Source organism: Alsobacter sp. R-9, assembly GCF_054612375.1.
Map to the genome: position 1 here is coordinate 112,247 of NZ_JBTSWJ010000011.1, position 11,972 is coordinate 124,218.

Annotated in this window: 10 protein-coding genes; 6 read left to right on the plus strand and 4 right to left on the minus strand. The window is 67.3% G+C overall.

The annotated features are described in order from the left end of the window. Positions 1-127: 127 nt before the first annotated feature. From ACX9GQ_RS17795 to flaF, 6 genes are all read left to right on the plus strand, one after another. Positions 128-1,501 (plus strand): GlcNAc-transferase family protein, encoded by a 1,374-nt coding sequence (locus ACX9GQ_RS17795; RefSeq protein ID WP_459630914.1) that lies wholly within the window; start codon positions 128-130, stop codon positions 1,499-1,501. Positions 1,502-1,519: 18 nt separating this feature from the next. Continuing rightward, on the plus strand, positions 1,520-2,272 hold the full coding sequence (locus ACX9GQ_RS17800; RefSeq protein ID WP_459630915.1) for a class I SAM-dependent methyltransferase: 753 nt from the start codon (positions 1,520-1,522) through the stop codon (positions 2,270-2,272). A 32-nt stretch (positions 2,273-2,304) separates the two neighbouring features. Continuing rightward, the gene (locus ACX9GQ_RS17805) at positions 2,305-3,582 is read left to right on the plus strand and encodes a glycosyltransferase family 2 protein (protein WP_459630916.1); all 1,278 of its coding nucleotides are present in this window, start codon (positions 2,305-2,307) and stop codon (positions 3,580-3,582) included. A 203-nt stretch (positions 3,583-3,785) separates the two neighbouring features. After that, positions 3,786-4,646 carry a flagellin N-terminal helical domain-containing protein gene (locus tag ACX9GQ_RS17810; protein ID WP_459630917.1) on the plus strand — a complete coding sequence of 287 codons (861 nt, stop codon included), beginning with the start codon at positions 3,786-3,788 and terminating at the stop codon, positions 4,644-4,646. A gap of 171 nt (positions 4,647-4,817) precedes the next feature. Continuing rightward, a complete protein-coding gene (gene flbT, locus ACX9GQ_RS17815; RefSeq protein ID WP_459630918.1) occupies positions 4,818-5,210 on the plus strand; it encodes a flagellar biosynthesis repressor FlbT in 393 nt (130 codons plus the stop codon). Next, a complete protein-coding gene (flaF, locus tag ACX9GQ_RS17820; protein WP_459630919.1) occupies positions 5,194-5,568 on the plus strand; it encodes a flagellar biosynthesis regulator FlaF in 375 nt (124 codons plus the stop codon). Before flbT ends, flaF begins: the two co-directional genes overlap by 17 nt. Before the next feature lie 98 nt (positions 5,569-5,666). On the opposite strand, the gene ACX9GQ_RS17825 is transcribed toward flaF, so the two are convergent. From ACX9GQ_RS17825 to ACX9GQ_RS17840, 4 genes are all read right to left on the minus strand, one after another. Continuing rightward, a complete protein-coding gene (locus ACX9GQ_RS17825; protein ID WP_459630920.1) occupies positions 5,667-7,064 on the minus strand; it encodes a hypothetical protein in 1,398 nt (465 codons plus the stop codon). A gap of 10 nt (positions 7,065-7,074) precedes the next feature. Continuing rightward, a complete protein-coding gene (gene flgK, locus ACX9GQ_RS17830; protein ID WP_459630921.1) occupies positions 7,075-8,922 on the minus strand; it encodes a flagellar hook-associated protein FlgK in 1,848 nt (615 codons plus the stop codon). A 34-nt stretch (positions 8,923-8,956) separates the two neighbouring features. After that, positions 8,957-10,327 carry a flagellar hook protein FlgE gene (locus ACX9GQ_RS17835; protein ID WP_459630922.1) on the minus strand — a complete coding sequence of 457 codons (1,371 nt, stop codon included), beginning with the start codon at positions 10,325-10,327 and terminating at the stop codon, positions 8,957-8,959. Positions 10,328-10,532: 205 nt separating this feature from the next. Next, the gene (locus ACX9GQ_RS17840) at positions 10,533-11,882 is read right to left on the minus strand and encodes a flagellar hook protein FlgE (RefSeq protein ID WP_459630923.1); all 1,350 of its coding nucleotides are present in this window, start codon (positions 11,880-11,882) and stop codon (positions 10,533-10,535) included. Between the last annotated feature and the right edge of the window lie 90 nt (positions 11,883-11,972).

Genomic DNA, 11,972 nt, shown 5'->3' on the forward strand with positions numbered 1-11,972 from the left:
GCATCGGGCGCGTCCTCCGGGGCGCGCCCTTTTTCATGAGAGTTGTAAACCTCCATACCCGCAACTTAACCGCGCGTTTACCAAGACGTCGCACTTTCGGGTCCGCCTGTTTGAACCGAGGTGTGCCATGGCTCTCCTGCGCGACGCCCGCCTGAGCGATCCCGCCTACCAGCGGGACTACGAGAGGGCCCTTGCCGTGCGCGCCCCTGACGATCCCATCGTCACGGACGACGCGTGGGGCAAGGAGCGCATCTTCGTCTCGATCGCCTCCTTCCGCGATCCGGAGTGCCAGCTCACCATCAAGGACATGTTCGAGAAGGCCGACCGGCCCGAGCGCATCCACCTCGGACTCGTCTGCCAGTACGATCCCAAGTTCGACAAGGACCTCTTCGAGGTGGATCCGCCGCGCCCGGGGCAGGTTCGCGAGCTCCTCTTCGACTGGCGCGAGAGCAAGGGCGTGTGCTGGGCCCGCTTCCTCGCGCAGGCCATGTGGCGCAACGAGGAGTACTTCCTCCAGATCGACAGCCACATGCGCTTCGCCAAGGGCTGGGACACGATGCTCATCGACGAGCTCGCGTCCTGCGACAGCGAGAAGGCGGTGCTCGCCTCCTGCGCCCCGCCCTACCTGACGCCGGGCGATCTCATCCAGGACGTGCATCCGGGAATCATCCGCACCGACGGCTTCCTCGAGGACGGCGCCCTGCGCTTCACCGGCGTGTGGCAGGGAGGCAAGATCGAGACGAGCCACCGCATGCCCTTCGTCATGGCCGGCGCGCTGTTCTCGAAGGCCGCGATGCTCCAGGAGGTGCCGTACGACCCGTACCAGCACTTCGAGACGGAAGAGGTGACCTACGCCATGCGCCTCTACACGCATGGCTGGGACGTCTTCCTGGCGCGCGAACAGACGGTCTGGCACCAGTTCCAGCGCAACAACACGATCAAGCGGCGCAGCGCAGAGGGTGCCGATTTCGTCGCGGCCCGCGACGCCCGCTCCACGCGTGCCTACCGCCGGTTCAACCACATGAGCGACCACGCGCTCAGCGAGAACCCCGACGTCCTGCGCGACCTGCAACTCTTCGACCTCGGCGACAAGCGGTCGCTGGCCCAGTACGAGGACTTCTCAGGTCTCGATTTTCGCCGCAAGCGGGCCAGCGAGTATGCGATGCGCGCCCGCTTCATCGAGGGCATCGAGGACATCGTCGTCTTCACCGTGCCGCCGCTCGACGGCCCCGGTCCGCGTCCGCAGCTCATGAGCGAGAACGAGCGGCAGCTCCGCATCCTCCTGCGCAGCTGGACGCTGCCGGCGCTGGCCGACGAACTGGCCGGCCTCCTCGTCTCGGTCAAGCTCTCGCAGGACCCGGCCGCCCAGCTCGAGAAGGGGCACGACGAGCTGCTGTCCGACTTCCTGAGCTGGCCCAAGGACATCCTCGTGTCCGAGCTTGCCCACATCGTGTGGATGGTCAACCAGCACAACGAGAACGCCGCCCGCGCGGCCGCCTGATCCGCCGGGAGGCAGACCATGAACCAGCACATCGCTCCGAAGGACTTCTTCGACCGGGTCCGGGGTCTCAACTACGCGGAGGTGCTCCGGGCCATCCACGCCGGCCTCCAGCCGCGGAACTACTTCGAGATCGGCACCTTCACCGGCGGCACGCTGCGCCTCGCGTCCTGCGCGACGATCGCCGTCGACCCGCAGTTCCACATCGCCGGCGACGTCATCGGGCCCCGGCCCACGACGATGCTCTTCCAGATGCCGAGCGACGAGTTCTTCCGCAAGCACAGCCCGAGCGCCCTGTTCGGGCAGACCATCGACCTCGCCTTCCTCGATGGCATGCACCGCTTCGAGTACCTGCTGCGCGATTTCCTCAACACCGAGAAGCACTGCCGGCGCAACTCGGTCGTCGTCATGCACGACTGCCTGCCCGGCGACGCGCTGATCACGGCCCGCGACATGGGCGACCCCCGCCGCGAAGGCTCGCGCCATCCCGACTACTGGGCGGGCGACGTGTGGAAGCTCGTCCCGATCCTGCGCCGCTGGCGTCCGGACCTGAAGATCCACGTCGTCGACGCCGCGCCGACGGGGCTCGTCTTCGTGACGAACCTCGATCCGGCCAGCGACGTGCTGGAGAAGAACTACTTCGAGATCGTCGACACGTTCATGGACGTGGACCTCGCCGACTACGGGTTGGAAACGCTGTTCTCCGAGATCGAGATCGGCCGCGCCCGCGATCTCGTCTTCGCCGACGGCTACGCCCGCCACTTCTGGCTCTGACTGGGCCACCGCCCTTCCCGAGGAGGCCACCGATGTCCGCTGCCGCGCCGATGCGCCACGCCGACGCCGCCGAAACGACCGACGTTCGCCCGGAGAACGCCCGCCCGGTCTTCTCCATCGTCCTGCCGACCTACGGGCGGCCCCTGAAGGTCGAGCGCTTCCTACGCTACCACCTGGAGGCCTTCTCGGCGTCGAAGCACAGCTTCGAACTGCTCGTCCATGACGACTGCACGCCGGACGAGACGCCTGACATCGTCGCCGACTGGATGAAGACGGACGCTCGGATCCGCTACGCCCGGCACGAGAAGAACCTCGGCTTCCGGCCCAACTTCCTCGGCTCGATGCGTGCCGCACGCGGGAAGTACGCGATCTACGCCGGCAATGACGACCTCCTGATCGCCGAGATCGTCGAGAAGTACATCGACCGGATGGAGGCCGATCCCTCGATCGGCGTCATCCATGCTCCCTGGTTCCTGCTCGACGAGACCAAGAACAACAAGGTCGTCGGGACCTCGTGGCCGCTGGCCGAGGAAAGGCGCTTTCGCACCGGCGAGCACGCGGCCTGCCTCGACCTGCTCCTATCGGCCCACGTGTTCCCGGAGTGGTTCATCATCCGGACGGACCTCATCCCGGACGTTCTGGCGACGTTCTCGCCGGTCTCCTACCACTTCTTCGCCCACCTGGCGCACGCGCTGATGCGCACCGACGTGCTGTTCGCGCCGGAACCCTTCGCCATCGTGACGGCGATTTCCCGTGGCGACGTGCAGGTCGGCAACCGCGAGACCCTCGAAGGCTGGGACGAATACCGCGGTGGCCTCGAGTACTTCGCCTCGTTCTGCACCCGCCGGGGCTTCGAGACCGTCGAGGGCCGCAGCAGCCTCGCCCAGCGGATCACCGAGTTCACCTGCCAGCGCATGGGCGTGGCGCTGAACCTCAACATCGCCCGTCGCAACTGGATGACCGCGTGGCACCTGCACCGGCGCCTGCTGGGCTACGGCTTCAACGTCGTCGCGGAGAACGTGGCGCAGGAGCTTCAGGCCCTGGCGGCAATGGAAGCCGCGATCATGGAGATGAGCCGCGCCGGCATCGGGACGGTGGTGGCGACCGAGAAGGTCTTCGCGATGATGCGCGAGGTCCTGAACTTGCCGGAACCGCTTCGCCTCGCCTGCGACACCGACGACGGCATCGACGAGATCCTGGCCACGCAGCGTTGCGGGATCATCCACTTCGGCGGCCCCGCGGCGGCGCGGAACGGCCGGCACCTCGTCCTCGACCTCGCGGCCCTGATCCGACGTTTCGAGGCCCTCTGAGGCCAGTCGAAACTCGTCGTTACTGAAGTCTTTCCGAACGCCGTGCGCTGGTAAACAGCCGCACGGCGTTTGTTTACCACTCCTCCACTGAGGCTGCGCAGGTCCCGGTGGAGACGGTGCAATTCATGATTGCTTAAGCGGCCACGGACAACCTCGGGTCACGAGCAAGAACCGCTCGCTTCAAACCCAGAAGGAACCGTACCATGGCTGGCGTCACTCTCTCGGCTGGTATCCGTGATGCTCTCACGTCGATCCAGCGGGCCACCTCCGAAGCCGCGACCGCGCAGACCCGTCTCGCGACCGGCAAGAAGGTGAACACGGCGATTGACAACCCGCTCAACTTCTTCACGGCAGCCGGTCTGAATGACCGCGCCACCGACCTGTCGAACCTCCAGGATGCGATGGGCCAGGCCGTGAAGACCATCGAGGCTGCCTCGAGCGGCATCGATGGCATGACCAAGCTGCTCCAGACGGCTCAGGGCCTCGCGAACTCGGCTGCTGCCAGCACCGACGACTCGACCCGCGCGTCGCTGATGACGCAGTACAACACGATTCTCGGCCAGGTCGACGAGCTCATGAAGAACTCGGGCTATGGCGGGATCAACCTGCTGAAGGGCGACAAGCTGAACGTCAAGTTCGACGCCTCGGCCACGACCTCCACGCTCAACGTCCAGAACCTCGCGACCGGCGCGCTGTCGGCCACGGGCCTCGGGATTTCGGGCGGTGCGGCCGGTGCCTGGACGATCGGCGCGGCGGCCGGCGGCACGACGGCGACGGCCGGCGACGTGGCCATCCAGGCCCAGCTGACGGCGCTCTCGAAGGCCATCACGACCCTGCGTTCGGAGGCGAGCGCGCTCGGCGCCAACGCGGCCATCGTGAAGACCCGCCAGGAGTTCACCACCTCGATGATCAACACGCTCAAGGCCGGCGCCGACTCGCTGACCCTGGCGGACGTCAACGAGGAAGGCGCCAACCTGGTGTCGCTCAACACGCGCGCCCAGCTCGCCCAGACGTCGCTGTCTCTCGCCTCGCAGCGCGAGCAGCAGGTCCTGCGGCTCTTCTGATCCGGTCCTTTCGACCGATCATCGAGGGGTGGGCCCCGGCCCACCCCTCTTTTTTTGCCTTCCTGCCTGCCCTGCCGGCGCCGTCATGGTGAACGCGCGCCGGGCGCGATTATGTCCGGATTAACTACTTTGGCGCACAATCCGCGGGTCATTCGCGGAGACGTTGCATCCATGGCCCTCAAGGTCGAGCTGAAGCCGGGCGAGCGGATCCTGATCGGAAACGTGGTGCTGCGGAACGGCGACAATCGGGCCCGCTTCTTCATCGAGGGCACCTGTCCGATCCTGCGGGAGAAGGACATCCTGACCGAGGACGGCGCCGATACGGTCGCGAAGAAGATCTACTTCACCGTCCAATTGATGTATATCGCAAACGATATGTCCAAATATCAGAAACCTTACATCGATCTGATAACGCAATTTACTCAGGCCGCACCAAGCTCGGTTCCTATCATCGCAGACATCAACAACTACATCTTAACCGACCAGATGTATAAGGCGCTGAAGTCTGCGAAGAAGCTGATCGAGTACGAGACGGAGTTGATGTCCCATGCACAACGCGGCTAAGGCCTACGGTGCCGTTTCGCAGGCCGGCCTGGCACCCCGCGAACTGGAAGCGCATGTCCTGCTGAAGGCGGCGGCACGCATCCAGCAGGTCGTCGACGAATGGGACATGCGCAAGCAGGAGTTCGAACCGGTCCTGCTCAACAACCGCAAGCTTTGGACCGTGCTCGTGTCGTCGGTCACGGACGAGAGCAACCCGCTCCCGAAGCCGATCAAGCAGAACGTCGCCAACCTGGCCGTTTTCATCTTCAAGCGCACGCTCGAGCTCACCCACGAGCCCGACCCGCGCCGCGCCGACATCCTCATCCAGATCAACCGCAACATCGCCGAAGGACTGCGCGCCCGCTCCGAAGCGGCCTGAGCGCGGGACCGGCCCGGCGACCGGACACAGACAAAAGCCGCGGCACGGGCCGCGGCTTTTTTGTCGGCGATGCGCCGTGGCACCGGCCAGCGGGCGGGTCAGCCCAGGTAGTTCACCAGCGACAGCTTCGAGATCATCGAGGTCGTCTGGTAGCTCGCCTGCAGCTGCGTCTGGAGGCTCAGGAGCTGCGCCACGACTTCCTCCGGCGTAGCGTTCTCGGCCGTGTCGAGCTGCGTCTGCAGGACGGCTTTCTTCGCCGCGTTGCGATCCTTCGCGGTGTTCACGTCCACGGATGCGAGCGCAAGCTCGGTCTGGATATCGTGCACCTTGGGCGAGCCTGTCGGCTCGTCGAGCGCCACGGTGAGCCGCTGGCGCAGCGCGTCGTAGCGCTCTGGCGAGTTCGGGTCGCTCGAGGGGAAGCTCTCCGCCGCCATGACCCCCAGCGACGCGAGCAGGTTCCGCAGCGCCGGCTCGTCCGCCTGCGCTCCCGACGCCACCGGCGTCCCTTCGTCCACGCGCGCCAGCGCCGTCTGGCGTGGCGATGCCGTCGAGTCGCCGACGTACCAGTCGACCGTGCCGGGGATGGTGCCGGCGAAGAAGTCCCGCGAGGCCTGCAAGGCGGACGCTGCCGCCAGCGACGTGCCGGCGAGTTCCGTGACGGCCGCGGTGAGGGCCGTCTGGAAGTTCGCCGCGGTAGCGGCCGGCGTTCCGCCGATGGCGAAGGTGGAGGTCGCGGAGCCCGTGTCCGTGGCGGCGCGGGCGGTGAGCGTCAGCCTCTCCGTCGTGCCGTCCGGCAGGGTCAGCGTCAGCGTATAGGCCGCGCCCGCCGACGGTTGGGTCGAGAAGTCGAAGGAGTTCGCGCCGGACACGGTGAGGCCGCCCGCGCCGGGCTTGGTGACCGTCACCGTCGTGCCGGACAGACCGACGGACAGCCCGCCGAGACCGCCAGCGAGGTCTGCCGTCTTGCGGTCCGTGATCGCCTGCTTCAGGCCGATCAGCCCCCCGCCCCCGTTGAGGATCAGGTCGGCGCTCGCCACCGGCCGCACGTCGGTCGAGCGCCCCGAGAAGAGGTAGCGGCCGTTGATGTTCTGGTTGAGCAGGTCGATCGCGTCGACGAAGCGGTTCGTCAGCATGATCTGCCCCTGCTGCGTTCCACCGGTGCGCAACTGGTAGCTGTCGAGCGAAAGCTCGTTGGAGGCGTCGGTCCGGCTCTTGTCGAGCGCCGTCAGGGTCTGGTCCATGACCTTGAGGCGCAGCGTCGCGTCCTTGATCACCCCGTCGTAGCCCTCGATCGCGGTGAGGCGCGAGCGCAGGTCGAGCGACGGCAGGCGGTTCGTGCCGAGCCCCTGCCAGTCGTCCGCGACCTTGCCGGTGGAGAGCTGGCGCTGCAGGTCCTCCATCGTCTCCTTGAGCGACACGAACCGGTCGGCATTGCGCCGGGTCGTGAGCGAGTCGACGGAGTAGCTGCCAGAGAAGACGTTGGTGATGCTCGACATGTCCTGTGCCTCACATCCTCATCAGGAGGTCCATCATGTCGCGCACGGCGCTCATGAGACGGGCGTTGGCCGAATAGGCGTTCTGGATCTGCACGAGCTGGGCGAGCTCCTGGTCGATGCTCACGCCCGTGGCCTGCGAGTAGCGGCTGTCGATGGAGGCCTGCACCACCTTCTGCCCCTCGTCGAGCCGGGCGGCCGAGGCGGCGACCTCGCCCTGCGCATCGACGACGCGGCGGGCATAGTCGACGACGCTGCCGGTGAAGGCCGACGACGTCCCGCCGATCCCGGCCTGCGGCGAGAACGCCTGCGACGCCTGCGTCAGCTGGTTCAGGATCCACGCGGGCCGCGTCGAGTCGCCCGAGGGCGTGAGCGGCGAGGTCGAGTAGACGACGAGCCGGCTGGGATCCGCCTTCAGGGCCGGGTTGAGGATCAGGCGCGACGACAGCCCAGTCTTCTGCGAGCCGGACTGGAAGGAGCCGGTGAAGACGCTGGCCGGGCTCGTCCCGCCGTCCACGAACACCGGCAGCGCGACGTCGCCGGTGAGGCCGGTCGTGCTGATCGAGGCGGACAGCCCCGTGACGCTCGTGCCGGCCGTCCCGTCGTTGACGATGCGAAGCGTGTTGCCGGACGGATTGGACACGGTGAAGCCCGCGCCCAGCGCCGTGTCGAGCGCCGCCGCGACGGCTGCGGGGCCGGCGGACCAGTCGAAGGCGATCTCGGTGTCGTTCGGGTCCGGCGTCGCGTTCGACGGCAGCGTTCCGCCGGCATCGACGCGGACCAGCGAGAAGGTTCGGGTCGCACCGCCCACCGTCGCGGTCAGGGTGACGACGTTGCCGGGCTGGATGCCCGTGAGGTCGACGTCGAAGCCGGTGAACGCGCCGGCGGTGGCCGCGGTGCCCGCCTGCGTGCGGTTGGACAGCGAGGAGGCCAGGGACGCCGCAAGCTCATCCATCTGCGCCTGCGCATCGACGAGCGTCTTGTCGCGCAGCTCCAGAAGGCCGGCGATCTCGCCGGAGCGAATGAGCCCCTGGGCGATGGCGTCGATCGCGCCGCCGCCGTTGGTCACGGTGATCGTGCCCACGCCCCGTCCGGTCCCGCTCGTGTACAGGGACGACGGGCCGAGCAGGCCGCGGGCATCGAAGTTCAGCGTCGCAGCCTGCCCGTTGCCGTAGAGGCGCAGGCCGGCCTGCGTCGTCAGCACCACCGAGCCGTCGGCGTTCTGCTGCGTGCGCACGTCGATGAGCTTGGCGAGCTCGTTGATGAGCGCGTCGCGCTGGTCCAGCAGCGAGGGTTCCTGTCCCAGCGTCTCCGACACGCGGCGGTCGGCGTCCTTGATCGCCGAGAGCAACTCGTTGGCGCGCTTCACGTCGGCGCCGATCTGCTGCTCGACCTGCGTGCGCAGGTCCTGGATGCCCGTCGAAACGCCGGCGATGGTGTTGGCCAGCGACTGAGCGGTCGACAGCACCTGCGTGCGGGCGGTCGACGACGCGGGGTCGTTGGCGAGGTCCTGGAGGGCCTTGGTGAATCCGTCGATGACGGAGGTCAGCGCGCTCGAGGATCCGGGGGTGCCGAACAGAGCCTGCAGCTGGTCCGTGATACGGGCACGGATCGCGGTATAGCCCGAACCCGACGTCTCTGCCCGCAGCTCGCGCTGAAGGATCTCGTCGAGCGCCCGCTGCACGCCGGTCGCCCGGGCGCCGGCGCCGAAGCCGTCGACCGCGACCTCCTGCACCGTCGCCTGTCGGCGGGTGTAGCCGGGCGTGTCGACGTTCGAGACGTTGTTCGAGATGACCTGGATCTGGGCCTGCGTGGTGCGCAGGCCCGACAGGGCATTCGTGAGGGCGCTGCTCAGACTCATGGGGACACCGTCGGCCCTTCAGCCGAACCCGGATTCACCGGATGATGTTGAGGACATCCTGCAGCATCTGCTGCGAGGTGGTGACCACGCGGGTGTTCGCCGAGTAGGCCTGCTGCGTGACGATCATCTTGGAGAATTCCTCCGCGATGTCGGTGTTGGACCCTTCCACCGTGCCGCTGATGACGGAGGTCGAGGACGGCGCGTAGAGCGGCTGTCCCGACTCCAGCGTCTCCTCGAAGGTCCCGCCGTCACGCCTCTTCAGCATGTTGTCGGCGTTGAACTGGGCCACCGCGATCTGCGCGATCGAGGATGTCTGGCCGTTCGAGTAGACCGCCTGGACGCGCCCGGCGTCGTTGATGGCGAGCCGCAGCAGGGAGCCGGCCGCGTAGCCGTCCTGGTTCAGCGCCGTCGGCTTGAACTGGCCGCTGATGTCGGCGAACTGGGTCAGGCCGCCGGCCCCGGGCGCGAACGCGATCGTGCCGAGGTTGGTGCCGTCGATCGTCATGTTGGTGATGTTGACGCTCGTCGGCGACGTCAGCTGCCCGGCGGAGTTGAAGGTGAAGTTGGAGCCGGCGTTGGCCCACTTCACCTGCGCGCCCGTGGCGTTTGAGTTGGTCATGTAGAACAGCTCCCAGGTGTCGGTGCCGCCGCTGGCGACGCTCGCCGACTTGCCCCAGCGCAGCTGCGCCGTGATGGCGTTGCCGAGCGGGTCGTACATGGTGACGCTGCCGCCCGAGATCGTCTGGTTGAGGAAGGAGGTCTCCTCCGCCGCGGTCACCGTGCCGGTGTTGCCGCGCGGGTCGACGGTGAAGCCGGTCGCGGTGATCAGCTCGGAGTTGGGCACCGTGCTGTCGGTGTTCGCCGTCTGCGGCTTGGCCGGCAGGTTGGCGCGGTAAGTGATGGTCGTGGAGGCGCGCGCCGGCACCTGGTCGTTGGTGAAGCGCAGCACGTCAGGCGCGCCCCCGACGATCGTGTCGGTCGTCGGATCCACCTGGTAGCCCACGAGGTAGTTGCCGGCCCCGTTGATGAGAAAGCCGTTCTTGTCGAGCTCGAAATCGCCGCGGCGGGTGTAGAGGTTCGAAGCGGAGAAGGTGGGCAGACCGCCGACGTAGTCCGCCCGGTCGCGCACCACGATGAAGCCCTCGCCGCTGAGCGCGATGTTCGTGCCGACACCCGTGGAGTTGAGCGGACCGTCGATCGTGTTCGTGCCGCGCGAGAACGCGGACACCGCGCCGCTCGACTGCTGGCGGACCGGCAGGTTGGGGACGAGGTCCTCGAAGCTGGTGTCGACGCGCTTGAAGCCCGTCGTCTGCGAGTTGGCGATGTTGCCCGAGATGTTTTCCAGCGCGTAGGACTGGGCCCTGAGCCCGGTCACGGCCGTGATCATCGCACCGAAGATACCCATGCGGCGAACCTTTCCTCGTTCGGCGGGCCGGCGCAGCACACGCGCCGGGCTCGCAAGAATTCGAGGATGCAACCGCAAGAGGTGTGCCAGCGAAATTTCCCAGCAATAACAGATCATTAACATCCGATTCACCACGCCATTCCGGAACATTCCGCCCTCCTCGCGCAGTCGCCCGGCAAGAATTGCCGGCCGGGAAAGGCGGCGTTCAGCGAACCACGTTCAGCGTGTCCTGCAGCATCTGCTGGCTCGTGGAGATGACCTTGGTGTTGGCGGCATAGGCCTGCTGGGTCACGATCAGCCGCGAGAACTCGTCGGCGATGTCGGTGTTGGAGCCTTCCAGAGAACCGGACTGGATGGTCGTCGTGCCGGCTCCCCACAGAGGATCGCCGGAATCGACCGTGGCCGCGAACGTGCCACCGCTGCCGCGCTCGAGCATGTCCGGGGCGCGGAACTGGGCGATGCCGATCTGGGCGAGTCCGCGGGCCTCGCCGTTCGTGTAGCGGGCCATCACCCGCCCGTCGTCGCTCACGTAGAGACTGTCGAAATCCCCCATCGCGGCGCCGTCCTGGTCGATGCGGTCGAGCTTCATCTGGCCCGTCGTGTCGGCGAACTGGGTGACCTTTCCGGCGATGTCGAGGGCGACCGCCGAACCAAGGCCGAGGGAGGACAGGTCCATGGACACGCGCTCGGTCGGAGCGGTCATGCGGCCGGCCCTGTCGAACGCGACCGTGGCGGCGCGCGACCAGCCCGCGAGATCGACCGATTCACCCGGGCCCGTCTGCGCATAGAGCCCCCATGTCGAGCCGACAGCGGTTTCGGACGTCTTGGCCCACCGCATCGATACATCCACCGGGTTCCCCCGCGTGTCGTAGAGCGTCAGCGAGGGGCCGGCGATCGAGTTTCGGGCGAAGGAGGACGCGCTGGGCGTCGTCGCCGGGGAGACCGAGGCGGGCGCCACGCCACCGGCATCCAGCCAGAGGTCCGAGGTGCCGCCGCTTCCCGCGGCCCGTGCCGTCGCGGGCGATGCCGGGATGTTGCCGCTGAACGAGACGGTCGTGGTCTCCTGGGCGGGCATTCGCCCCTCGGTCACCTTGATCACGTCCGGCCGTCCACCGATGACGGAGCCCGTTTCGGGATCCAGCGGATTCCCGACAAGGTAATGGCCCGCGCCGTTGACGAGATAGCCGCTGCGGTCGACCGTGAAGTCTCCCCGGCGGGTGAAGAGCGTGGACGCGGAGAAGGTCGGGACCGCGCTGGTTCCGTCGATCCGCTCGCGGACGGCGATGAACCCCTCCCCGTTGAGGCCGAAATGGGTCGGCACGCGCGTTTCGGAGAGCGTTCCGGCGAGGCCGTTCGTGCTGCGGGAAAAGGCTGCGACCGATCCTCCGTTCTGCTGCCGAAGCGGGGCGGTGGTCACCATGTCGGCAAAGCCGGTGTCGACGCGCTTGTAGCCCGTCGTCTGGGAGTTCGCGATGTTCGAGGAGATGTTGCCGAGGGCGTAGGACTGCGCCTGCAGGCCCGTCACGGCATTCACGAGGGCGTTGAAGATGGACATCGGCAATCATCCTTCTGGATGGGCGCCCCGGCAGTCCGGAGCGAGAACGAACAAAAGAATGCCTGTCCCGCCGCAAGCCGGGTGCCAGCC

Coding starts and splice junctions, on each gene's coding strand:
- ACX9GQ_RS17795 (WP_459630914.1), top strand. CDS start 128: ATGGCTCTCCTGCGCGACGCCCGCCTGAGCGATCCCGCCTACCAGCGG.
- ACX9GQ_RS17800 (WP_459630915.1), top strand. CDS start 1,520: ATGAACCAGCACATCGCTCCGAAGGACTTCTTCGACCGGGTCCGGGGT.
- ACX9GQ_RS17805 (WP_459630916.1), top strand. CDS start 2,305: ATGTCCGCTGCCGCGCCGATGCGCCACGCCGACGCCGCCGAAACGACC.
- ACX9GQ_RS17810 (WP_459630917.1), top strand. CDS start 3,786: ATGGCTGGCGTCACTCTCTCGGCTGGTATCCGTGATGCTCTCACGTCG.
- flbT (WP_459630918.1), top strand. CDS start 4,818: ATGGCCCTCAAGGTCGAGCTGAAGCCGGGCGAGCGGATCCTGATCGGA.
- flaF (WP_459630919.1), top strand. CDS start 5,194: ATGCACAACGCGGCTAAGGCCTACGGTGCCGTTTCGCAGGCCGGCCTG.
- ACX9GQ_RS17825 (WP_459630920.1), bottom strand. CDS start 7,064: ATGTCGAGCATCACCAACGTCTTCTCTGGCAGCTACTCCGTCGACTCG.
- flgK (WP_459630921.1), bottom strand. CDS start 8,922: ATGAGTCTGAGCAGCGCCCTCACGAATGCCCTGTCGGGCCTGCGCACC.
- ACX9GQ_RS17835 (WP_459630922.1), bottom strand. CDS start 10,327: ATGGGTATCTTCGGTGCGATGATCACGGCCGTGACCGGGCTCAGGGCC.
- ACX9GQ_RS17840 (WP_459630923.1), bottom strand. CDS start 11,882: ATGTCCATCTTCAACGCCCTCGTGAATGCCGTGACGGGCCTGCAGGCG.